The sequence below is a fragment of the Thiopseudomonas sp. SA1F2-1K genome, from assembly GCF_057443035.1.
In genome coordinates, this window is sequence record NZ_CM172014.1 from 1,826,214 (window position 1) to 1,849,001 (window position 22,788).

General features: G+C 47.8%; 20 protein-coding genes. 7 read left to right on the top strand and 13 right to left on the bottom strand.

Annotated elements, in window-relative coordinates; genetic code table 11:
- Positions 1 to 46: 46 nt before the first annotated feature.
- The 5 genes from AC2T15_RS08850 to AC2T15_RS08870 form a co-directional block, all read right to left on the bottom strand.
- Positions 47 to 1,234 (bottom strand): acetyl-CoA C-acyltransferase, encoded by a 1,188-nt coding sequence (locus tag AC2T15_RS08850; protein ID WP_486779034.1) that lies wholly within the window; start codon positions 1,232 to 1,234, stop codon positions 47 to 49.
- Positions 1,235 to 1,238: 4 nt separating this feature from the next.
- A complete protein-coding gene (locus AC2T15_RS08855; RefSeq protein ID WP_053104761.1) occupies positions 1,239 to 2,006 on the bottom strand; it encodes a 3-hydroxyacyl-CoA dehydrogenase in 768 nt (255 codons plus the stop codon).
- Positions 2,007 to 2,020: 14 nt separating this feature from the next.
- Complete coding sequence (locus tag AC2T15_RS08860) at positions 2,021 to 3,703, bottom strand: AMP-binding protein (protein ID WP_373331916.1); 1,683 nt, start codon at positions 3,701 to 3,703, stop codon at positions 2,021 to 2,023.
- Between the two features lie 119 nt (positions 3,704 to 3,822).
- Positions 3,823 to 4,848: an AraC family transcriptional regulator gene (locus tag AC2T15_RS08865; RefSeq protein ID WP_486778084.1), complete on the bottom strand. Its 1,026-nt coding sequence runs from the start codon at positions 4,846 to 4,848 to the stop codon at positions 3,823 to 3,825.
- A 22-nt stretch (positions 4,849 to 4,870) separates the two neighbouring features.
- On the bottom strand, positions 4,871 to 5,764 hold the full coding sequence (locus AC2T15_RS08870) for a LysR family transcriptional regulator (RefSeq protein WP_486778085.1): 894 nt from the start codon (positions 5,762 to 5,764) through the stop codon (positions 4,871 to 4,873).
- Positions 5,765 to 5,900: 136 nt separating this feature from the next.
- Between AC2T15_RS08870 and AC2T15_RS08875 the strand changes: the two genes are divergently transcribed.
- The 4 genes from AC2T15_RS08875 (at position 5,901) to AC2T15_RS08890 (ending at position 10,649) form a co-directional block, all read left to right on the top strand.
- Positions 5,901 to 7,409 carry a CoA-acylating methylmalonate-semialdehyde dehydrogenase gene (locus tag AC2T15_RS08875; RefSeq protein WP_486778086.1) on the top strand — a complete coding sequence of 503 codons (1,509 nt, stop codon included), beginning with the start codon at positions 5,901 to 5,903 and terminating at the stop codon, positions 7,407 to 7,409.
- Positions 7,410 to 7,512: 103 nt separating this feature from the next.
- Complete coding sequence (gene mmsB, locus AC2T15_RS08880; protein ID WP_486778087.1) at positions 7,513 to 8,400, top strand: 3-hydroxyisobutyrate dehydrogenase; 888 nt, start codon at positions 7,513 to 7,515, stop codon at positions 8,398 to 8,400.
- Positions 8,401 to 8,404: 4 nt separating this feature from the next.
- Positions 8,405 to 9,478 (top strand): enoyl-CoA hydratase/isomerase family protein, encoded by a 1,074-nt coding sequence (locus AC2T15_RS08885; protein ID WP_486778088.1) that lies wholly within the window; start codon positions 8,405 to 8,407, stop codon positions 9,476 to 9,478.
- 19 nt (positions 9,479 to 9,497) lie between these two features.
- Positions 9,498 to 10,649: an acyl-CoA dehydrogenase family protein gene (locus tag AC2T15_RS08890; protein WP_486778089.1), complete on the top strand. Its 1,152-nt coding sequence runs from the start codon at positions 9,498 to 9,500 to the stop codon at positions 10,647 to 10,649.
- Between the two features lie 230 nt (positions 10,650 to 10,879).
- Here AC2T15_RS08890 and groL read toward each other — a convergent pair whose 3' ends face one another.
- The 5 genes from groL to AC2T15_RS08915 form a co-directional block, all read right to left on the bottom strand.
- Positions 10,880 to 12,529, bottom strand: coding sequence for a chaperonin GroEL (gene groL / locus AC2T15_RS08895; protein ID WP_286597399.1), 1,650 nt, complete (start codon positions 12,527 to 12,529; stop codon positions 10,880 to 10,882).
- Positions 12,530 to 12,582: 53 nt separating this feature from the next.
- Positions 12,583 to 12,876, bottom strand: coding sequence for a co-chaperone GroES (locus AC2T15_RS08900; protein ID WP_053100138.1), 294 nt, complete (start codon positions 12,874 to 12,876; stop codon positions 12,583 to 12,585).
- Positions 12,877 to 13,054: 178 nt separating this feature from the next.
- Complete coding sequence (locus AC2T15_RS08905) at positions 13,055 to 13,561, bottom strand: FxsA family protein (protein WP_486778090.1); 507 nt, start codon at positions 13,559 to 13,561, stop codon at positions 13,055 to 13,057.
- A 71-nt stretch (positions 13,562 to 13,632) separates the two neighbouring features.
- Positions 13,633 to 15,138: an AmpG family muropeptide MFS transporter gene (locus AC2T15_RS08910; RefSeq protein WP_486778091.1), complete on the bottom strand. Its 1,506-nt coding sequence runs from the start codon at positions 15,136 to 15,138 to the stop codon at positions 13,633 to 13,635.
- A gap of 41 nt (positions 15,139 to 15,179) precedes the next feature.
- Entirely contained in the window at positions 15,180 to 15,518 is a 339-nt protein-coding gene (locus tag AC2T15_RS08915) for an MGMT family protein (protein ID WP_486778092.1), read from the bottom strand.
- 78 nt (positions 15,519 to 15,596) lie between these two features.
- Here AC2T15_RS08915 and AC2T15_RS08920 point away from each other — a divergent pair, with 78 nt between their 5' ends.
- Entirely contained in the window at positions 15,597 to 16,604 is a 1,008-nt protein-coding gene (locus AC2T15_RS08920) for a DUF481 domain-containing protein (RefSeq protein ID WP_486778093.1), read from the top strand.
- 105 nt (positions 16,605 to 16,709) lie between these two features.
- Here AC2T15_RS08920 and AC2T15_RS08925 read toward each other — a convergent pair whose 3' ends face one another.
- Both AC2T15_RS08925 and AC2T15_RS08930 read right to left on the bottom strand, forming a co-directional pair.
- Positions 16,710 to 17,639: an electron transfer flavoprotein subunit alpha/FixB family protein gene (locus tag AC2T15_RS08925; protein ID WP_053100149.1), complete on the bottom strand. Its 930-nt coding sequence runs from the start codon at positions 17,637 to 17,639 to the stop codon at positions 16,710 to 16,712.
- Positions 17,639 to 18,388: an electron transfer flavoprotein subunit beta/FixA family protein gene (locus AC2T15_RS08930; RefSeq protein ID WP_053100152.1), complete on the bottom strand. Its 750-nt coding sequence runs from the start codon at positions 18,386 to 18,388 to the stop codon at positions 17,639 to 17,641. Before AC2T15_RS08930 ends, AC2T15_RS08925 begins: the two co-directional genes overlap by 1 nt.
- Positions 18,389 to 18,791: 403 nt before the next feature.
- On the opposite strand from AC2T15_RS08930, the gene AC2T15_RS08935 reads away from it, so the two are divergent.
- Both AC2T15_RS08935 and AC2T15_RS08940 read left to right on the top strand, forming a co-directional pair.
- Positions 18,792 to 20,444, top strand: a complete 1,653-nt coding sequence (locus tag AC2T15_RS08935; RefSeq protein WP_053100154.1) for an electron transfer flavoprotein-ubiquinone oxidoreductase — start codon at positions 18,792 to 18,794, stop codon at positions 20,442 to 20,444.
- Positions 20,445 to 20,568: 124 nt separating this feature from the next.
- Entirely contained in the window at positions 20,569 to 21,912 is a 1,344-nt protein-coding gene (locus AC2T15_RS08940; RefSeq protein ID WP_486778094.1) for an IS1182 family transposase, read from the top strand.
- Positions 21,913 to 22,177: 265 nt separating this feature from the next.
- Here the strand turns inward: AC2T15_RS08940 and AC2T15_RS08945 are convergent, their stop codons facing one another.
- Entirely contained in the window at positions 22,178 to 22,744 is a 567-nt protein-coding gene (locus AC2T15_RS08945; RefSeq protein ID WP_486778095.1) for an NADPH-dependent FMN reductase, read from the bottom strand.
- Between the last annotated feature and the right edge of the window lie 44 nt (positions 22,745 to 22,788).

The following is a 22,788-nucleotide window of genomic DNA, read 5'->3' on the forward strand; positions in this document are numbered from 1 at the left end:
CCTCTTTAAGCGAATAAAGATAAAGCTCATTGAGCTAATCACTGAATTAATTTAGCAACTCCACAGCAAGGGCGGTAGCTTCACCACCACCAATGCATAACGAAGCCACTCCATAACGTTTATTTTGTTGCTTCAGTGCCGATAGCAACGTCACTAAAATACGCGCACCAGATGCCCCAATCGGATGCCCTAAGGCACAGGCACCGCCGCGTACGTTCACTTTATCGGCTGTCAACTTTAGCTCACGCATAGCGATCATAGTAACCACCGCAAAGGCTTCGTTGATTTCAAACAAGTCCACTTGATCCAACGACCAACCCGTGCGCTGCATCAGCTTGTTAATTGCTCCTACTGGCGCGGTAGTAAAAAGATGAGGCTCTGCGGCATAAGCACTGTGACCACGAATCGCTGCTATCGACGTTAGCCCCCGCTGCTTGGCTTCACTTTCACGCATTAAAACTAACGCCGCGGCTCCATCAGAAATTGAACTAGAATTAGCCGCAGTGACGGTACCGTCCTTACTAAAGGCTGGACGCAACTGACGAATCTTGCTGACATCAGCCTTTGGCGGTTGCTCATCTTCGCTGATAGTGACTGTTTGTTTACGCTGCGCCACTTCTACCGCTACAATTTCATCACTAAACACACCCTGCTGCATCGCTTGCTGTGCGCGCTCTAATGACTGAATTGCAAAATCATCTTGCTCTTGACGAGAAAAACCATAGGCTTTAGCACTGTCTTCAGCAAAAGTGCCCATTAGGCGGCCTTTATCATAAGCATCTTCTAAACCATCAAAGAACATATGATCAATAACTTTACCGTGCCCCATGCGATAGCCAGCACGCGCTTTGTCTAAAAGATATGGCGCATTCGACATGCTCTCCATCCCACCGGCGACAATCACCTTCACTGAACCCGCCAATAACGCATCATGGGCCATGATGACGGTTTGCATACCGGAGCCACACATTTTATTTACCGTGGTACACACCGTATGTTTATTTAAACCTGCTCCTAATGCGGCCTGACGTGCAGGGGCTTGACCTAAACCAGCGGGCAACACACAACCAAACATGACCTCCTCAATCGCATTCGGATCAAGTTGCGCCCGCTCGACTGCGCCTTTAATGGCTGCAGCTCCTAACTCTGGAGCTGTTTTATCTTTTAGTTCACCCTGAAAGCCCCCCATAGGAGTACGGGCCATACTGACAATAACCACTGGATCATCATTCATCATGTTATTTTATTCCCATACGCAAAGCGCCATCTAACCGGATGACCTCACCATTTAGCATGGTGTTTTCAATAACGTGCTGCACTAAGGCAGCATACTCTTTTGGCTTACCTAAACGAGGTGGAAAAGGGACATCCGCCGATAATGACGCTCGCACCTCTTCGGTCATTCCGGCCATCATCGGGGTTTCAAATATGCCAGGGGCAATAGTCATCACTCGAATACCACTGCTGGCTAATTCACGAGCAGCAGGCAGCGTTAAGCTGGCAATCGCGCCCTTAGAAGCAGCGTAGGCTGCTTGCCCCAACTGGCCGTCATAGGCCGCAATCGAAGCTGTATTAATCACTACACCTCGCTCACCTTGAGCATTGACTTCGTTGGCCGCCATCACCTCAGCGGTTAAGCGCAGCATATTAAAACTACCTATTAGGTTTATCTCAATCACGCGGCTAAAAGCCTCTAGATCATGGGGGCCTTTACGCCCCAAAATCCGTTGTGCACCAACAATTCCCGCGCAGTTGATTAAGCCATGAATCTTGCCAAATGCTTGCTTAGCTTGAGCTAGGGCCGCTGTCACTTGCTCTGAACTACAGATATCACAACCAATACCCAGCGCGCGGGCACCTAACTGCTGAGCCTTGTCTTCTACCGCCGGCTGATTAATATCCAGTAAAACCACCTGGGCTCCGCCAGCAATTAATTGCTCGGCAGTGGCAGCGCCCAACCCTGAAGCGCCGCCAGTGATAATAAATGTATGGTCTGCTAGTTGCATAAAACTGCCCTTAATTAGCTTGCTGATGCCTGTTGTGCGGCTTGTTGTTCGTTATATTTAACCACTTCTTGATGCCTTAAAATAAAGCGCTGCACCTTGCCACTTGGCGTTTTTGGCAATTCTTCAGGAAACTCTATTTCCCGTGGATACGCATGGGCGGCCAAGCGATTACGCACATGCACCCGTAATTCTTCAGCCAGCTCCGGCGTGCCCTTATACCCCTCTTGCAGCATCACAAAGGCTTTAATGATTTCGGTGCGTTGTGCATCCGGCTTACCCACCACCGCAGCTTCAACTACCGCTGGGTGCTCAAGCAAAGCGCTTTCCACATCAAATGGCCCAACTCGATAGCCTGAAGTGGTAATCACATCATCCGAGCGACCAACAAAACTAATACTGCCATCTTCATTGAGCTCGGTGGTATCCCCCGTTAGATAGTACTTACCTTGGAATGCTTTGGTTTCCATGTCTTTATAGCCTTGGAACCAGCACATGGGTGACTGTTCTAAATCCACCGCAAGAGTTCCCGGTACTCCGACCGGCAGCTCATTTAACTCATCATCCACCACGACCACACGATGTCCAGGCGAAGCGTAACCTGCCGCTCCCATATGTACTGGGTGAGCTAAATTGTGGTGATTACACAGCACCATCCCCAATTCAGTTTGCCCATAGTGATCATTAATTTTTACGTTTAAATTATCTGCAAACCAACGGATCACTTCAGGGTTTAGCGGCTCGCCCGCACTACTGACAACCCGCAACTGACCTTGCCATTGGTGTGCTACTTTTTCACCGGCGGCAATCATCATCCGGAACACAGTAGGCGCACCAGCCAGATTATTCACTTTGTACTTTTTGGCGATGGCTAAACTGCGATCTAAATTAAAAATGCCATCAACCGATAAAATGGGTAACCCCATCGACATTGGACCGGTAATACCAAAATACAGACCATAGGCCCAACCTGGGTCGGCGACGTTCCAAAACGAGTCTTCAGGACGTAACCCGACGGCATCAATCATATAGCGCTGAAAAGCCACAATCGCCTTGAGTGGAACCTCCAATGGCTTAGCTAAGCCGGTCGTGCCTGAAGTAAACATTAATAAAAATGGATCTTTAGCGGTTAACAGTACAGGCTCAAACTCTGTACTTTGCTGCGTCACTTCGGCCCAAAAGCTTGCATCACCTTTTACCAAGCCAGTGCCCTTAGCCGCTGTAACCGTTAAAATTGGCGGACAACCCTCAACCTCGCTGAGCTTACTGCGGTTATTAGCATCACTGACTACCAACTTAGCTTGTGAGGTTTGCAAGCGGTGCTCAATGGCTTTAGGGCCAAAAGCAGTAAATAAGGGCTGATAAATTGCACCAATACGCCAGGTACCAAAGATGGTCACCAATAACTCATGACTACGAGGTAATAAACCCGCCACCACGTCACCTTGCTTAACGCCTTGGGCTTGAAGATAGTTAGCAAACTGCGCGGCTTGCTGTTTCAGCTCAGCATAGGTATGCACACTGGAGCTGCCATCGGCATTTTCCTGAAAGAGCGCAATGCGTCCTGGCAGAGCATGGCGATCACAGCACTCATAACAGGCATTCATTGCCTCAAAAGTACCACTCAATGCGTTTTGTACCGTTTGCGCAAAATCAAAATTTTTTACGGCGCTGGCGTAGTCCTGAGTCGACTGATTCATGGCTAACTCCTCACTTTTTATTATTGTTGACAATGTAAGAGATATGCCTTGATAGTCAGCCGGAGTTGCGCCAAGAGACAATAGCCAAAGCCATCATTTTATTTGGACTCTTTGGACAATCACTCCCCCTCACCCAGTAATAAATTGCGGTAATGACCAGGCTGCACGCCTGTCCACTTGCGAAAGGCCTTATAAAATGAGCTAACGTCAGCAAAGCCTAAAGCACCAGCAATCTCGACAAAGGTATAAGCCTCTTCCGCTAGAAGCTGCAACGCTAATGATTTTCGCACGCTGTCTTTGAGCTGCTGATAGGTTTGCCCCTCATCTAATAAACGCCGACGTAATGTGGAAACTGACATGCAGAGTTGTTCTGCCAACTGCACCAGATCTGGCCAGTGTTTTGGCGTCTGCTGCAGCAAACGCTGACGTATTTGACTGGTCAAACTTAAAGGATCACGGTACTTAACCATGATGTTATTCGGCGCTTGCAGCAAAAAACGCTTAAGATCCTGCTCGGTTCGGCGAATTGGACTATCCAAGGCATCGGAGGCAAACAAAAGCCGAGATTGTCGACAATCAAAGCGTAAGTTCTCAGAAAACATTAAACGGTAATCATCTAAGTTATCTGGACGCGCGCTGCGAGAATCAATTGATAGAATTGGAATCCGCTGATTAGCCAACCAACAAGTTAAGCCATGCACATACATCCAAAAGGTAAAATAAGTAAAGGCGCGAGCGGGTGTGCTGGCTTCTTCACGTAAAATAATCACCGCCATATTCTGTTCACGCCGCAGTACTGCGCGCTTATCGGCAAAAATTAGCGCCAAAAACTGTAAGCCGACTTCAATGCCTGCAGCCACGGTGGGTTGCTGCGCAGCGATTTTACATAAAAATGCAAAACTACCAGGACGCATCTGCCGCTGATCCATGCCACAAAATTCATCTTGCAGAAAACGACTCAGATGTCGCCAAAATTTAGCAAATACAGCCACCGGCACCCGTTGCCGGCTGTCTTGCTGCAGGATATCCAGTGGTAACTGGCAACTGCTCAATAGCGGCTCTAGCACTCGCTGCTGCTTTACCGCAGTATGCAGTGCCTGCTGAATAAATTCATAACTTACGGTGCTGCTCTGTGCCTGACTCATCACTGACTCCAAAACGCGAGGCCTAAACTTCGCCCATTAATATCGACTGTTGCTCAGCTGCTTGCTCACGTAAGAAATTCCACGTAGCGCGCATGCGAGCAATATCTTTTAACTCAATTGGCATCAGCATCCAGAAGGTTCGGGTAAAGGTCACTTCATTGGCGAGAACGCGCACTAAACGCGGGTCTTGATTAGCAGCAAAGGCCGGTAAAATCGCCAATCCCGCCCCCGCTGCCACCGCTTGCTGCTGAGCTAACACACTGGTACTGCGCAGGCTAGAAGTTAAGGGCTTCACTAACTCATCTAAAAACACTAACTCTTTACTAAATAACAAGTCGTCCACATAGGTCACAAACGCATGATTTTTTAACTGCTCACGCTGAGTGATCGGTGGGTGCTTAGCTAAATAGTCTTTGGCCGCATACAGATGTAATACATAGTCCGTTAGTCGAGTAATGATAAAAGGCCCTCGCTCGGGGCGCTCCAACGTAATCACAATATCTGCTTCATTACGTGACAACTGCACAGCACGGGGAAGCGCCAGCAAATCTATTTTTAAGTGCGGATAGCGCTGACTAAATGCAGACAATTGTGCGGCTAGTAATACCGTACTATAGCCTTCAGTGGCACCAATTCTGACCTGACCGGAAAGCTGCTCGCCTAATAAGGGTAAGCCTTGGGAAATGCCAACAAAGGCACTCTCCATCGCCTCAACTTGCGGCAATAGCTCGCGCCCAGCTTCAGTTAATTTATAGCCATCGGGCTCTCGTAAAAATAAGCTCTGCCCTAAACTTTTTTCTAAGCTTTGTACCTTCCGTGACACCGTGGTGTGATCGACCCCCATGCGGCGCGCGGCAATCACTAAACGCCCAGCACGGGCGAGTTCTAAAAAATAACGCAGCTGATCCCAATCCATCTTGCCCCCAACCCTATGTGCATTTTTGCAGAGTGAATCTGCAGTCATAGGGGTTGCTGTTAATAAAATTGCACTGCTAGCATCAAACCACACCTAGTTGCTAAATCACAAAAATAATTTTATGCCGAGGTAGCGCATGAGCAATTCACAGATTCCAACGGTTAAACTATTAATTAATGGCGAGTTTATTGAGTCGAAAACAGACCAATGGCGCGATGTCGTTAACCCTGCCACCCAAGAAGTGTTAGCCAAAGTACCTTTTGCTACCGCCGATGAAATCAATGCTGCCGTGGCTAGCGCCAAACAAGCATTTAGCAGCTGGCGGAAAACCGCGATTGGTGCTCGGGCGCGGATTTTTTTAAAGTATCAGCAGCTGATTCGTGAAAATATGGCCGAACTGGCAGCGCTGCTAACCGCTGAACAAGGCAAAACCCTAGCCGATGCCGAAGGTGATGTTTTCCGTGGCCTAGAAGTGGTAGAGCATGCTGCTGGGATTGGTAATTTGCAGTTGGGCGAGCTGGCCAACAACGTGGCTGGCGGCGTAGACACCTACACCCTACTGCAGCCTTTAGGCGTATGTGCAGGGATCACTCCATTTAACTTTCCGGCCATGATTCCGCTGTGGATGTTTCCCATGGCCATTGTTACCGGTAACACCTTTGTCCTCAAACCCTCTGAGCAAGACCCAATGGTGACTATGCGCTTAGTTGAGCTGGCACTAGAAGCGGGAATTCCAAAAGGGGTATTAAACGTGATTCATGGTGGCCCTGATGCGGTGAATGGCATCTGTGACCATCCGGATATTAAAGCCGTGTCTTTTGTTGGCTCAACCCATGTTGGCACCCACGTATATAACCGTGCCTCACTCAATGGCAAACGCGTACAGTGCATGATGGGGGCAAAAAACCATGCCATCGTGATGCCCGATGCCAATAAAGAGCAAACCTTAAATGCTATTGCTGGCGCAGCCTTTGGTGCAGCAGGTCAGCGCTGCATGGCCTTGCCAGTCATTGTTTTAGTCGGTGAGAGTAAAGAGTGGTTGCCAGAATTAGTGGCCAAAGCCAAAACGCTAAAAGTTAATGCAGGCTGCCAAGCTGGCACTGATGTAGGGCCGGTTATCTCTCCTGCCGCTTTAGCGCGAATTACCGATTTGGTGGAAAGCGGCGTTAAAGAAGGCGCGACCCTAGATCTCGATGGCCGTAATCCAAGCGTCCCAGGCTTTGAGCAAGGTAACTTTATTGGCCCTACCATCTTCTCTGATGTGAGCACTAAGATGCGCATCTATAACGAAGAGATTTTCGGCCCAGTGCTATGCGTACTCAACGCTGACACCCTGGATCAAGCAATCGAAATTATTAACCAAAACCCTAACGGTAATGGCACCGCTATCTTTACTCGCTCAGGCGCTGCTGCACGTCGCTTCCAAGAAGATATCGATGTCGGTCAAGTAGGGATTAACGTGCCTATCCCTGTTCCGGTGCCGATTTTCTCATTCACCGGTTCCCGCGCATCCAAACTCGGTGACTTAGGCCCTTACGGCAAGCAGGTGGTGCAGTTTTACACCCAAACCAAAACAGTAACGGCCCGCTGGTTTGATGAAGATGCAGAAGCCGGTGCACTCAACACCACCATTAGTCTTAAGTAACACCGCTTAACTCGCTCTGTTGTGTCTATCACTGCACAACAGAGCGACCGCTACTGAAGTTCGTTTACTGGTTCAACAATAATAAATAACAGCGGAGCTCATCATGCATATTGGATTTTTAGGACTTGGCAACATGGGCGGCCCAATGGCGGCCAACCTAATTAAAGCCGGTCATCAATTATCTGTTTTCGATTTATCCCAAGCCGCGATTGATTCTGTGGTAGCACTAGGCGCTACAGCCTTTACCTCACCTCAAGCCTTAGCCCAAGCGGCTCCTGAGGTATTGATCACAATGCTACCGGCGGCGGCCCATGTAAAGAGTGTGTACTTAGGTGACGATGGGCTATTGGCTCAACTAGCTAAAGCCACGCACCTGATTGACTGCTCTACCATTGATCCCCACAGCGCCCGTGAGGTATCCAAAGCTGCGCAAGCGGCTGGTCACTCAATGATTGATGCACCTGTCTCCGGTGGAACTACTGGAGCTGCAGCTGGCACTCTGACTTTTATGGTCGGTGGCAGCCAAGCCGAGTTTGATTTCGTGCAGCCAATTCTAAGCGCCATGGGCAAAAACATTGTGCACTGTGGTGACAGTGGTAACGGTCAGGTAGCTAAAGTCGCCAATAATATGCTGCTGGGTATTTCTATGATTGGCGTGGCAGAGGCCATGGCACTAGGAACTGCTCTAGGTATGGATGCTAAGGTTCTGGCTGACATTATTAATACCTCTAGCGGTCGCTGCTGGAGCTCTGAAATTAATAACCCTTACCCAGACGTCTTAGAGAACGCCCCTGCCAGTCGCGGTTATAGTGGCGGCTTTGGCAGTGATCTCATGCTTAAAGACTTAGGCCTTGCCACTGAAGCCGCACGCTTAAGTAAACAACCGGTCATGCTAGGTGCTGCAGCACAACAGCTGTATCAAGCCTTCAGTTTACAAGGTCACGGCGGGCTCGATTTCTCTGCCATTATTAAGTTATATCTAAAGGAGTAAGGCAGTGAGTGATTTAGACGCATTAGTTTTAGCCGAAGTACGTAATGGCGTTGGGCATGTAACTCTCAATCGCCCCCAAGCTTATAACGCACTGAATTTAGCCATGGTGCGTTTATTGCAACAGCAACTCAAGGCTTGGGCCAATGACTCGGCCGTACGCGCGGTGGTGTTACGCGCCACAGGTGAGAAAGCATTTTGCGCAGGCGGGGATATTCGCGAACTCTATGATAATCACTTATCTGACAGCCAACTGAATGAAACCTTTTTCAGTGAGGAATATGCCCTTGATTACTTTATTCACACCTATCCCAAGCCTTTTATTGCCTTGGTCGATGGCCTAGTGCTAGGTGGCGGTATGGGCTTGGTGCAAGGTGCTAAATACCGTTTAGTCACCGAAAAAGCCAAACTAGGTATGCCAGAAGTAGCGATTGGTTATTTTCCAGATGTCGGCGGTAGTTACTTCTTATCGCGCCTACCCGATGAAACCGGTACCTATATGGGCGTCACTGGTAATAGTGTGTCAGCAGCTGATGCCTTAGCCCTAGGGCTGGCGGATTGGTACCTTGCCCAAGAGCAAATCGCTGAATTTGATCGCTGCTTAGATACTATGCAGTGGGGGCAATCAGCCAACGAGTCAATTCGTAGTCTGCTAGAGACCCTCGCCGCTAAACAGCTGGCTGGCTCAGCGCTGCAACCTTTACGCCCATTGATTCAACAGCACTTCAGCTTTAATAGCTTGGCTGAAATTGTTGATTCACTGAGTAAAGAGTCAAATCCCCAGCATCAAGACTGGGCTAAGGCCACACTTGAAACACTAAAATCTCGCTCACCGATGGCCATGGCCGGCACCCTCGAATTATTACGCCGCGGTAAACAACTCAGCTTAGCCGACTGCTTTCGCTTAGAGTTTCACCTTGATTGTCAGTGGTTTGAGAAAGGTGACTTTATGGAAGGGGTGCGTGCGTTAATTATTGATAAAGATAAAAACCCGCAGTGGAATCCAAGCTGCATCGAAGAATTACAACAAGAACAAACAGACGCTTTATTTGCCGGCTTTAGACCAAGCTCTGAGGAATAAAGCGCGTAGGAGTTAAACAATGCAAGACCTTGATCTCACAGAAGAACAACGCATGATTCGGGATATGGCACGTGATTTTGCCAAATCGGAACTGATTCCAAATGCAGAACAATGGGAAAAAGAAGGTTGGCTGGATCAGCAAATACTCAAGCAAATGGGAGAGCTAGGCTTTTTAGGCATGATGGTGCCTGAAGAGTGGAGTGGTTCCTACATTGACTACACCTGCTACGCCCTAGCAGTTGAAGAAATCGCCCGCGGCTGCGCGGCTACAGGCGCAGTAATGAGTATTCATAACTCCGTAGGCTGCGCGCCTCTTTTGCGCTGGGGCACTGAAGAGCAAAAACAGCAATGGTTACCCAGTTTAGCCACAGGCGAAATCATCAGCTGCTTTTGTTTAACCGAACCACAAGCAGGCTCTGAAGCTAATAACTTACGCACCAAAGCCGTCGAAGAGGGTGACTATTGGGTAATTAATGGCAGTAAGCAGTTTGTTAGTAACGCCAAACGCGCGGGACTGGCTATTGTGTTTGCCGTCACCGATCCTGATTTAGGTAAAAAAGGCTTATCGGCTTTTTTAGTGCCTACAGATACACCAGGTTTTGAAGTTGAGCGTATGGAGCACAAGATGGGCCTTAAAGCCTCAGACACCTGCGCCGTTAGCTTAATTAACTGCCGTATCCCTAAAGAGAATATGCTCGGACCACGGGGCAAAGGCTTAGCTTTGGCTTTATCAGGCTTGGAAGGTGGTCGTTTAGGCATTGCCGCACAAGCGCTGGGCATTGCCCGCGCAGCTTTTGAAGCGGCTTTAGTGTATTCGCGCGATCGCGTGCAGTTTGGTAAACCGATTGCTGAGCACCAAAGCATTGCCAATATGCTGGCAGATATGCACACCCAAATTAATGCCGCCCGCCTCATGGTTTTACATGCCGCTAAATTACGTACTGCTGGCCTGCCCTGCTTAAGCGAAGCGTCACAGGCAAAATTATTTGCCTCTGAGATGGCCGAGCGCGTCTGCTCCATGGCCATTCAAGTTCATGGCGGTTATGGCTATTTAGAAGATTATGCTGTGGAGCGTCACTATCGCGATGCCCGCATCACCCAGATCTATGAAGGAACCAGCGAGGTGCAGCGCATGCTGATTGCCAGACAACTGGCTGACTATCCTTTGTAGTGACTGCAACACCGTGACACTTTAGTATCATCCCACGAAAAAACCACCAAGCAATTGGTGGTTTTTTCGTTGCCTGCCTAAGCACTAGCCTGATCAGCCAACTACCGTTGATTAATCCTCCAGCTACTTAACCCGCATCTGATACAGCAAATTCAGACAAATTTATCTAGCCAATAAAAAAGGCCATCCGCATGGATGGCCTTTTCTGACACTACGCGAGGTAGGAAGAATTACATCATTCCACCCATACCACCCATACCACCCATGCCGCCCATATCAGGCATAGCTGGCATTGCGCCTTCTTCTTTAATGTCGGCAATCATTGCTTCAGTGGTGATCATTAAACCACCGATAGAAGCAGCCGCTTGCAGCGCAGAGCGAGTTACTTTGGCTGGGTCAAGGATACCCATAGCGATCATATCGCCGTACTCACCGCTGGCAGCGTTAAAGCCGAAGTTACCTTCGCCGTTTTTAACTTTATCAACTACCACGCTTGGCTCGTCACCGGCGTTAGAAACGATCTGACGTAACGGTGCTTCAACTGCACGGCGCAGTAAAGCAATTCCTACGTTCTGATCTTCGTTGTCGCCAGTTAGGCCTTCAATGGCTAACAGTGCGCGTACTAAAGCCACACCACCACCAGGCACTACACCTTCTTCAACCGCAGCGCGAGTAGCGTGTAACGCATCTTCAACGCGGGCTTTTTTCTCTTTCATTTCAACTTCAGTTGCTGCACCCACTTTGATCACTGCCACACCGCCGGCTAATTTAGCGAGACGCTCTTGCAGTTTCTCTTTGTCGTAGTCAGATGAAGTTTCATCGATTTGCTTACGAATCTGTGCCACACGGGCTTCGATATCCGCTTGTGCACCTGAGCCATCAATCACAGTGGTGTCGTCTTTGTTGATCACAACACGCTTAGCTTGACCTAAGTGCTCTAATGTTGTGGTGTCTAAGCTTAGACCCACTTCTTCAGAAACTACGGTACCGCCAGTTAAGATAGCAATATCTTGCAGCATAGCTTTACGGCGATCACCGAAGCCAGGCGCTTTAACCGCTGCCACCTTAACAATGCCGCGCATATTGTTCACTACTAAAGTTGCTAAGGCTTCACCTTCAACATCTTCAGCAATAATTAACAGTGGACGACCTGCTTTCGCTACAGCTTCAAGTACTGGCAGCAACTCACGGATGTTAGAGATCTTCTTATCCACTAATAACAGTAAAGGATCCTCTAACTCTGCCACCATGGTGTCAGGTTTGTTGATGAAGTAAGGCGACAGGTAGCCACGATCAAACTGCATACCTTCAACCACAGACAGTTCGTTCTCTAAACCGGAACCTTCTTCAACAGTAATAACGCCTTCTTTGCCTACTTTTTCCATCGCTTCAGCAATGATGTCACCGATTGAGGAGTCAGAGTTTGCAGAGATAGTACCGACTTGAGCAATGGCTTTAGAGTCAGCGCAAGGCTTAGCTAAGCTTTTGATTTGCTCAACAATAGCTACGGTTGCTTTATCAATACCGCGCTTTAAGTCCATTGGGTTCATACCCGCTGCAACTGCTTTTAAGCCTTCGTTAACAATGGCTTGAGCCAGTACTGTAGCAGTAGTGGTACCGTCACCGGCTTCATCGTTCGCTTTAGAAGCAACGTCTTTAACCAGTTGCGCACCCATGTTTTCAAAGCGATCTTTCAGTTCGATTTCTTTCGCTACTGAAACACCATCTTTAGTGATTAACGGAGCACCAAAACTGCGCTCTAAAACCACGTTACGACCCTTAGGGCCAAGCGTTGCTTTAACGGCATCTGCCAGTACGTTAACACCTGCTAGCATTTTAATGCGGCCAGCGTCGCCAAATTTCACTTCTTTAGCAGCCATGAATCTATTTCCTCAAAAGTTTGCAAATAAACTAAACGTAGTGGTCTGTAAACTTAGGCTTCGATTACTGCGAGAATTTCGCTCTCGCTCATTACCAATAAGTCTTCACCGTCTACTTTTACGGTGTTGCTGCCTGAATAAGGGCCAAAGACTACCTTATCGCCTACTTTTACCGCTAACTCGCGAATATCGCCATTCTCCAGAACGCGACCGGTACCCACGGCTACGATTTCGCCTTGGTTGGGTTTTTCAGCCGCAGAACCTGGCAGCACGATACCACCAGCGGTTTTAGTTTCTTCTTCACTACGGCGGATTACCACACGGTCATGCAGAGGACGAAGCTTCATTGTCGATCTCTCCCAACAGATTTATTTACACACTAAATTGATGGTTATCATCAATTGGTTTAGTTAAAAATCTATCAGCACTTAGATGCTAATAGAGCGCTCGCTAAGCGAGCTGAAAACGGCGTTCTTCACTATTGTTTAGAACTTGGCCTATAAGATGGGGGCCACTTTTTTAATTTCAAGGGTTCAATTCATCTTTTTTTGTAAATGGCTCATCGGCTCGCTGAAACTCACCTTCTAGCACCGCTGGCTCTGTTTCTGCGGCACTATGGGATTGTTGTCGTTGGCGATCATTGGCATCTTGTGCCCGCGCAAAACGTTGTTCATCACGCTGCTGCTCGCTGCGCTGCACCACCCAGTCCATGACCAAGCCACGCATAAAGGGTAGCAAACACAGGACTCCCAAAAAATCACTGATAAAGCCAGGGATCAATAGCAATACGCCACCGACAGCCATTAATAAGCCATTAAGCATTTCACGCTCAGGTGGCAACCCTTGCATTAACCGTTCACGGGCCCGTAATGCAGTCGCTACGCCAGCCACACGAATCAGAGTAATCCCTGCAATGGCTGATAAAATAATCAACAATATCGTCGCCAGCACGCCAATCTTGCTGCCCACTTGGATAAGCACCACCAGCTCTAAAATCGGAAACAATACAAACAAAAAAGAAAACAAGCGCATTCAGTTACATCCTGCTTTAGCGTTAAGTCATAGTGGTTAATGGAGCCAAGCACAGGCTTATTCAAGCACCATCAACCATTTTTTTGTATCTGCCAATACCACAGAATCAAAATCAAGGTTGGCACGCCCAAACTGGCGCTGATCATAAAAAATTGCTGGTAGCCGAAATGCTCAACTAACACTCCTGAATAACCGCCGACTAAACGAGGTAAAAACAGCATCAGCGAACTTAGCAATGCATATTGGGTAGCCGAGAATTTAAGGTTAGTTAGGCTTGACAAGAAAGCAACAAAGGCTGAAGTAGCCAAGCCCATACTGAAGCTATCTAAACTGACAATTAACATCAGTAAATGTAAATTAGTGCCAGCGCTAACCAATGCGGCATAAAATAAATTGGTGATGGCTGAGGTAATTCCACCAATAAATAGAATCGGCATCACCCCAAAGCGAAAAATCAACACGCCGCCCAAGCCTGCGCCGAGTAAAGTCATAATCAAGCCAAAAACTTTTGTTACGCCCGCGATCTGATCCTTACTAAAGCCTTGATCCAGATAAAATACATTAGCCATCACCATGGTTACGGTATCTGACATCCGGTAAGTAGAGACCAGCCCTATCAGCAACAGTGCTTGCCAACGATAACGCAACACAAAATCAGTAATTGGAGTCAGCACTGGCTGCAAGCCTGTACGGCCCATTCTCGATAAGCACAACCCACTTAAGATCAGATACAACAGTGCGCGGAGTAATGCGCGGTCTTCTTTGATCAAGCCCAGCCAACTTAGCTCACCATTAATCACTCGCATAAAATCAGTATTAATGAGCTGGGTTGCGAGTGCCGGCAATGAAACCAGTAACACCACTAATACCAATACCGAAAGTAACTGATGCCCTAAGCCATACACCGATTGGGTGTAACCCAGCTCGGCACTTAATGCGGGTTCTTTCATCCACAGCGTGGTCAGCAATCCTGGCAGCATTAGCAAAGCAAAAATTAAATAGGTGCTCGCCCAAGCCGCATGACGATAATCTAGCCCCGTTGAGCCAAACCATTCCGCCAAATACAAAGGTCCTGCGGTAGCTAGTAAAATCGCAATCCGATAACCCGCCATATAACTAGCCGCCATTGCCGCCTGACGTGATTCATCCGCAATTTCCAGTCGATAGGCATCTACCGCAATATCCTGGGTAGCGGAAGCAAAAGCCACTGCAACTGCCAACGCAATCAGTGCGGCCAAATGGGTTTTGGGATCACTTAAGGCCATCCCGGCTAAACTGATGGCGATCACCAACTGAGAAAAGACCAACCACGATCGACGGCGTCCCAAGCGCCCAATAATCGGCAAACGCCACTGATCCAGCATCGGTGACCACACCCACTTAAAGGCGTAAGCCAAACCAATTAAGCTGGCATAACCAATGGTTTCACGCGCTACCCCTGCCTCACGTAACCACACCGACAGAGTGGAAAATACCAGCATATAAGGTAGACCGGCGGAAAAGCCTAAAAATAATAAGGCCAGAGCCGCTGGGTTAGCATAAGCTTCTAGCGCTCCACGCCAGACCTTACTCGACATTGATTTGCTTCATTAAACTTAGATCCATCATTGTATTGCCCTTACTCAAGGCGACCGGCGCCCGACTCAACATGCGCTAAACATACGCGGTCTTGGGTTATTACTACACCTTCTTGCTGCAACCTTTGCCGCTGCATCCGCCCCGACTCAGTTGCACTCGATAAGCTAAGCTTACCGCCTGCTGCCACTACCCGGTGCCAAGGTAAAGAGCTATCAGAGGGTAATTGACTTAAAGTAGTTCCCACCCAGCGCGCGGCACGCCCTAAGCCTGCCAACTGGGCTAACTTACCATAAGTCATCACTTTGCCAGGAGGAATAGCCTGTAAACTGGCAAATAGCATAAACTGCTTTTGCTCTGTCGTCAGTTTTTGTCGTGGCATTGAACCTCATTCGCCTCCATTACTCTTAGTCTTAAATTTATACCCTAAAACCACTCCCTTATGCTTAGTTATTACCCTTTGTCTTACCTTAAATATGGTTTGTTATTCTGCGCCACACTGCTTAGCCAGTTAAGTCATGCAGACACTGTCTGGTTAAAAAACGATGATCGCCTGACCGGTACTATTGTTGTGTTAGATCGTGGCAAGCTTTTACTTAAAACCGATTACGCTGGCACCATTACCTTAGATGTGGCCAAAATCTCTACTCTTGAAAGTGATCGTCCACTCTTGGTCAAACCATCAGTTAACGCCTCACAACAAGCTAAATCCCTTAAGCGCGGGCCAGAAGGTAGCGTACAGCTAGTTAACGGTGAACAACCCATCACCTTAGCTCTGGAAAACATCTATCAAATGATGCCACCTAAACCCTTAGTTGAAGATTTTTATCTCAAGGGCAATGTGCACCTGTCGGCTGACTATAAAAAGAAAGAAAGTGACGTAAAAGATTACAGTGTTGCGGTGAATAACGAGCTTCGTCATGGACGCTGGCGGCACCTTATGGCACTAGAATATGATCATGAAATTAAAAATGACAGTAAAAAGACTGATACGCTCGACTTACAATACGATCTTGACCATTTTATAAGCGAGCAATGGTTCTGGAAAGGCAAGGCGAAATACGTCAACGACAAACTAGAGGATTTGCGCAAACAAGAAACCCTAGGTACCGGCCCTGGTTATCAGTTTTGGGATAATGAGCTGGGCGCCTTTTCTCTCACTACATTATTTAATCACCATCATTATAAATACGCCGATCGCACTCTGAAAAAATTTAACTCTGGCACCCTAAGCTGGAACTACAACCGTTATTTTTTAGCCAAAACCCTTGAGCTTTACAGCACTGGCGAAGTCGGTAAGCCCTTTATTAGTGAAGTGGATTACATTCTAGATCTGGAGGCAGGTGCCCGTTACAAGGTGAATAGCTGGGCTTCGCTGACCTTAAAAACCGAGTGGGATAAAATCGCCAGCAAACACGGCAACTTAAATGATCGCCGTTACCTGATCGGGGTTGGGGTTGGCTGGTAACCCCAGTCAACTTCTAGCCGTTGCTTATTTAGTGCGATAAAAAAACCCATAACTTTGCAGTTATGGGTTTTTTCTTAGACTGGCGTAATCCAGCAACAAAGCAACTTATAGCGCTGCTTCTAGCTCTGGAACCACGTCAAATAAGTCAGCCACTAAGCCGTAGTCTGCTACCTGGAAAATAGGCGCATCTTCGTCTTTGTTAATGGCGACGATAACTTTAGAGTCTTTCATACCTGCAAGGTGTTGAATCGCTCCAGAGATACCTACTGCGATGTATAGTTGTGGTGCAACGATTTTACCGGTTTGACCCACTTGCATATCGTTAGGTACAAAGCCTGCGTCAACTGCGGCACGTGAAGCACCCACAGCGGCACCGATTTTGTCAGCCAGCTTATACAGCATTTCGAAGTTTTCGCCGTTTTGTAAACCACGACCACCTGAAATAACTACTTTAGCTGAAGTGAGCTCTGGACGATCTGATTTAGCTAGCTCTTCACTTACAAAGCTAGAGATGCCTGCATCAGCAGCATTGGTCACTTCCTCAACAGCAGCAGAACCACCTTCAGCAGGCGCTGCATCAAAACCTGTTGCACGTACAGTGATCACTTTAATTGGTGCTGAAGATTGAACAGTAGCAATAGCATTACCTGCATAGATAGGACGCTTGAACGTATCAGCGCTTTCTACTGCAATGATCTCAGAGATTTGATCAACGTCTAATAACGCAGCAACACGTGGCAGTACGTTTTTACCGGTGGTGGTTGCCGGAGCCAAGATGTGGCTGTAAGCCTTACCTAAGTCAGCAATCAGTGGCGCAACGTTTTCAGGTAACTGATGACCGAAAGCAGCGTTATCTGCTACCAGCACTTTGTTAACACCTTCAATTTTCGCAGCTGCAGCAGCTACCTCGGCACAACCTGCACCCGCTACTAAAACATCAACATCACCACCAATAGCTTTGGCTGCCGATACAGTGTTCAGGGTAGCGGCACCCAGAGCAGCGTTAGTGTGATCTGCAATAACCAAAATAGCCATTAGATTACTTTCGCCTCATTTTTTAATTTATCAACTAACTCAGCAACATCTTTCACTTTGATGCCCGCGCTACGCGCTGCTGGTGCTTCAACCTTTAAGGTTTTCACTGTTGATGCAGTAGAAACACCTAGGTCAGCTACGCTGAGGGTTTCTAACGGTTTTTTCTTCGCTTTCATAATGTTCGGCAAAGAAGCGTAACGTGGCTCATTTAGACGTAAGTCAGTGGTTACGATTGCTGGCAGATTTAGCGCAACAGTCTCTAAACCACCGTCGATCTCACGTGTAACATTCACTTTATCGCCAGCAACTTCTACTTTAGAAGCAAAAGTACCTTGCGCATAACCAGTTAATGCACCCAGCATTTGACCTGTTTGGTTGTTATCGCTATCAATCGCCTGCTTACCTAGCATGATGATTTGCGGCTGCTCTTTATCAACCACTGCTTTTAAGATTTTAGCCACTGCTAAAGAGCCTAGCTCTTCTTCAGTTTCAACTAAAATCGCGCGGTCAACACCTAAAGCTAATGCCGTGCGTAACTGCTCTTGGGCAGTACTTGGGCCAATAGAAACTGCAACAATCTCCGTAGCTACGCCCTGCTCTTTCAAGCGGACGGCTTCCTCTACGCCGATTTCACAGAATGGATTCATTGACATCTTGACGTTGGCTAGATCAACACCCGTATTGTCCGCTTTAACACGTACTTTAACGTTGTAATCTACCACTCGTTTGACAGCTACAAGAACCTTCATGGATTCCTCGTTATCTCCGGTGAGTAAAGAAATAGCCAAGCACACATGCTATTGGCCTGATATTCAGTGCAAGCTACTCCGAAATAGAGTAATACATGCAAAAATCTAAAAAATTTGAGTTATCTTGAACGTAACCGCTTACGGGGTCAACACAGAACACGCTAAAAGACCCTGTACAACGACTATTATTAATGAGTTTCTCACAAAAATTCAAACGATCGTTTATATTGGATACACTCTACAGCCTAGCTATAATGCAGAACAAGGCTTTTAAACCAGGTTTTTCTTTAGTTTACGTCAAAACTTATAGTATATTTACCTATTAGACTAAAGACTTTTACTAGATGCTGGCTACAGATTAAAATTACTTATAATTCTAAATCATTGTGACGAGGAGACGCTTGTGGAACGCGAATACATGGAATTCGACGTGGTTATTGTTGGTGCTGGCCCTGCTGGGCTTTCCGCAGCTTGCCGACTAAAACAGAAAGCCAACGAAGCTGGGCAAGAGCTTAGCGTCTGTGTGGTAGAGAAAGGCGCAGAAGTCGGTGGCCATATTTTATCAGGTGCCGTGTTTGAAACTCGCGCGTTAGATGAGCTCTTTCCTGACTGGAAAGAACTGGGCGCACCGTTAAACACTCCCGTCACCCGTGACGATATTTATCTACTGAAAAACGCTGAAAAAGCGCAAAAAGTGCCGAACATGTTTGTGCCAAAAACCATGCACAACGAAGGCAACTACATTATCTCAGCCGGTAACCTGTGCCGCTGGTTAGCGCAACAGGCTGAAAACCTTGGGGTTGAAGTATACCCAGGCTTCCCAGCTTACGAAGCCTTAATCGATGAAAATAACGTAGTACGCGGAATTCTCACCGGTGACATGGGGGTTGATCGCGACGGTAACCACAAAGCCGATTATGTACCCGGCATGGAATTACGTGCTAAATACACCTTCTTTGCTGAAGGTTGCCGTGGCCACATCGGTAAGCAGTTAATCAAGCATTATGGCTTAGATAGCGAATCTGATCCTCAGCATTACGGTATCGGAATCAAAGAAATTTGGGATATTGATCCAAGCAAACACGAGCCAGGTTTAGTGGTGCACACTGCTGGCTGGCCATTGGATGATGAAAACCCAGGTGGTTCTTTCCTCTATCACATTGAAAACAACCAAGTAGTAGTGGGTTTAATTGTTGACCTGTCTTACAGCAACCCACACTTATCGCCATTTGATGAGTTCCAACGCTACAAACATCACCCGGTGGTAAGTCAGTACTTAGAAGGCGGTAGCCGTGTTGCCTATGGTGCGCGTGCAATCACTAAAGGTGGCTTTAACTCCTTACCTAAAATGGTCTTCCCAGGTGGCGCACTCATTGGTTGTGATTTAGGTACGCTTAACTTTGCCAAAATTAAGGGTAACCACACCGCCATGAAGTCCGGCATGTTAGCTGCCGAAGCTGCAGCTGAAGCCTTACTTGGCGGCAGCGAAGGTGGTAACGAGTTAACGGGTTATGTAGAAGGCTACAAAAACAGCTGGTTATACGATGACCTGTACCGCAGCCGTAACTTTGGTGCAGCTATTCACAAGTTTGGTGCCTTTGTTGGTGGCGCCTTTAACTTTATCGATCAAAATATTTTTGGCGGTAAAATCCCTGTTACCCTGCGTGACACCAAGCCAGACTACGCTCAGCTGAAAAAAGCCTCTGAAGCGAAGAAGATTGACTATCCAAAACCAGATGGCAAGCTCAGCTTTGATAAGCTCAGCTCAGTGTTCTTGTCCAATACGAGCCATGAAGCCAACCAGCCCGTGCACTTAAAACTGGCTGACCCCAGCATTCCGTTAGACAAAAACCTACCTTTATATGATGAGCCAGCACAGCGTTACTGCCCGGCTGGCGTATATGAAGTGGTAACTAGCGATGATGGCGATAAGCGCTTCCAGATCAACGCTGAAAACTGCGTACACTGTAAAACCTGTGATATTAAAGACCCATCACAGAACATCACCTGGGTTACTCCAGAAGGTGGCGGCGGTCCTAACTATCCCAACATGTAATGGCCTAACGCCGTTACCGAAAAAGCCAACCCTAGGGTTGGCTTCAGACTGCTGACAAACCCCTCGTTCCCATCGAGGGGTTTGTTTTTTATACTGGGCACACATCTGCTGCAGGAGTTGTACAGTGTTACGTGATCGCCCCCAGACCCAGTCCGAACTCGAATTTGTCTGTATTGACGAGCTGGTTCCTTCTGACCATTTACTACGCAAAGTAGATCGTCATATCGATTTCTCGTTTATTCATGATCTGGTCAAAGACTTGTACTGCGCGAACAACGGTCGCCCAGCGCTGGATCCAACCCTACTGTTTAAACTGCTGCTTATAGGCTATTTATTCGGTATTCGTAGTGAACGTCAGTTGATCCGTGAGGTTCAGGTCAATGTAGCCTACCGCTGGTTCCTCGGTTTAAACCTGACCGACAAAGTCCCTGATGCCAGCACCCTTAGTCAGAATCGTCGCCGCCGCTTTAATGACTCGGATATCTACCAGCAAATTTTTGATGAAATCGTCTTGCAGGCGATGCAGCGTAAGTTGGTATCCGGCACGGTACTGTATACCGATTCAACCCACCTGAAAGCCAATGCTAACAAGGGGAAATGGGTCAAAGCACACGCCGTTTCAGAACGGCAAGCCTATATGGATAAGTTGGATCAGGCGATCGAGGAGGATCGTCTAGCCCACGGAAAAAAGCCCTTGCCGCCGCCATCGAGCGAACCTCAGGTGCGGGAAATCAAACAAAGTAAGACCGATCCTGAAAGCGGCTTTATGACTCGGGATAACAAACCCCAAGGCTTTTTTTATCTTGACCATCGTACGGTGGATACCAAAGCCAATATCATTACCGATGTGCATGTCACGGCGGGTAACGTCCACGACGCAGTGCCCTATTTGGCTAGATTGGAACGGCAGACACAGCGTTTTGGCTTTAACGTCCAGTATGTTGGCCTGGATGCAGGCTATCACACCACAGCCATCAGCAAGGGGCTGGAAGATAAAGGGGTAAAAGCGGTGTTTGGCTATCGGCGACCGATCCATCGCCAAGGGTACTTGCGTAAACGTGAGTTTATCTATATCGCCGAAACAGACCAGTATGTGTGCCCACAAGGACAGGCCTTGATTTACAGTACAACTAACCGGGAAGGGTATCGCCACTATGTATCTGATCCGGCTATGTGCCGACAATGCCCGCTGCTGTCACGCTGTACTCAGAACGCCAAACAACAAAAAACCGTCACCCGCCATGTGTGGGAAGACAGCAGAGAACGGCAGGATGCCAACCGGCTGACGCCTTGGGGTAAGACCATCTATCAGAGGCGCAAAGAAACAGTAGAGCGCAGCTTTGCCGATGCCAAAGAGCTGCACCAATACCGCTACGCGCGGTATCGCGGTCGTCACAAAGTGCAGGCGCAATGCCTGATGACTGCCGCGGCACAAAACATCAAGAAAATCGCACTCCTGGCAGGATAGTGCAGCTTTTGTAAACCTCTTGCCCTCATGAGTGCCTGTTTACACGCCTACTTAAGCTCAGATACGCCCAATTCACCTTAAAAAATCTTGGAGCAAAAACTTCCGCTCTTTGAACGCTTGTCCCATTTGAGCGCTTATCCCAAAAGAAAAAGCGTCATTGAAGTGCATAAAACAACAAACCCCACCAAAAAGGCGGGGTTTGTCAGCTACCTGAAGCCAACCCTAGGGTTGGCTTTTTTATTGAGCGATTAATCCGCTGAGAGTGTCAGTTCTCGCGTTGTTGCTGCTGCACAAAGGTTACAAACTCAGCTAAATACTCTTTTAAGCGCTGCCGTAATACGTCATTAATAAGGCGCCCATCCACATCAAATTCTTGCTCTGCTAAAGAAACCAGCACTCGCTTGCCACACCAAGGGATTGCGCCTAAAAAACGTAACACTGAAAGCCACGCATCTTGCGCCAAGATGGTGCCAAAGCCACCAGTAGAAGCCCCAATAACGCCAAAAGGCTTGCCCGCAAATACCTGTGGCACATCCGCTGGCGGCCGCGAAGCCCAGTCAATCGCATTTTTAAATACACCCGGGATGCCGTTGTTATATTCAGGGGTTGCCAAAATAACCCCATCAGCCGTAGCAAAAGCCTGTTTTAAGCTAATCACCGCCTCAGGCAATCCCAACTCTGCTTCTAGATCAGCATTATATAAAGGGATGTTATCAATGGTTCTGAGCTCAAGGGTTGCCCCTTCTGGCATCAATTCTAGCGCTGCTTGCAGTAAATGATAGTTATAAGACCCTTTGCGTAAACTTCCTACCACACCTACGATATGCACCATCTTCGTTCTCCGTCATGGGTTAGACGGAGATTAGAGTATGGTTT

Bases quoted from the DNA above. Each gene is read 5' to 3' on its own strand.
- AC2T15_RS08890 (WP_486778089.1), top strand. From the start codon at position 9,498: ATGCAAGACCTTGATCTCACAGAAGAACAACGCATGATTCGGGATATG.
- AC2T15_RS08925 (WP_053100149.1), bottom strand. From the start codon at position 17,639: ATGGCTATTTTGGTTATTGCAGATCACACTAACGCTGCTCTGGGTGCC.
- AC2T15_RS08915 (WP_486778092.1), bottom strand. From the start codon at position 15,518: ATGCCACGACAAAAACTGACGACAGAGCAAAAGCAGTTTATGCTATTT.
- AC2T15_RS08850 (WP_486779034.1), bottom strand. From the start codon at position 1,234: ATGAATGATGATCCAGTGGTTATTGTCAGTATGGCCCGTACTCCTATG.
- groL (WP_286597399.1), bottom strand. From the start codon at position 12,529: ATGGCTGCTAAAGAAGTGAAATTTGGCGACGCTGGCCGCATTAAAATG.
- AC2T15_RS08870 (WP_486778085.1), bottom strand. From the start codon at position 5,764: ATGGATTGGGATCAGCTGCGTTATTTTTTAGAACTCGCCCGTGCTGGG.
- AC2T15_RS08930 (WP_053100152.1), bottom strand. From the start codon at position 18,388: ATGAAGGTTCTTGTAGCTGTCAAACGAGTGGTAGATTACAACGTTAAA.
- AC2T15_RS08860 (WP_373331916.1), bottom strand. From the start codon at position 3,703: ATGAATCAGTCGACTCAGGACTACGCCAGCGCCGTAAAAAATTTTGAT.
- AC2T15_RS08865 (WP_486778084.1), bottom strand. From the start codon at position 4,848: ATGAGTCAGGCACAGAGCAGCACCGTAAGTTATGAATTTATTCAGCAG.
- AC2T15_RS08900 (WP_053100138.1), bottom strand. From the start codon at position 12,876: ATGAAGCTTCGTCCTCTGCATGACCGTGTGGTAATCCGCCGTAGTGAA.
- AC2T15_RS08945 (WP_486778095.1), bottom strand. From the start codon at position 22,744: ATGGTGCATATCGTAGGTGTGGTAGGAAGTTTACGCAAAGGGTCTTAT.
- AC2T15_RS08910 (WP_486778091.1), bottom strand. From the start codon at position 15,138: ATGTCGAGTAAGGTCTGGCGTGGAGCGCTAGAAGCTTATGCTAACCCA.
- AC2T15_RS08875 (WP_486778086.1), top strand. From the start codon at position 5,901: ATGAGCAATTCACAGATTCCAACGGTTAAACTATTAATTAATGGCGAG.
- AC2T15_RS08855 (WP_053104761.1), bottom strand. From the start codon at position 2,006: ATGCAACTAGCAGACCATACATTTATTATCACTGGCGGCGCTTCAGGG.
- AC2T15_RS08905 (WP_486778090.1), bottom strand. From the start codon at position 13,561: ATGCGCTTGTTTTCTTTTTTGTTTGTATTGTTTCCGATTTTAGAGCTG.
- mmsB (WP_486778087.1), top strand. From the start codon at position 7,513: ATGCATATTGGATTTTTAGGACTTGGCAACATGGGCGGCCCAATGGCG.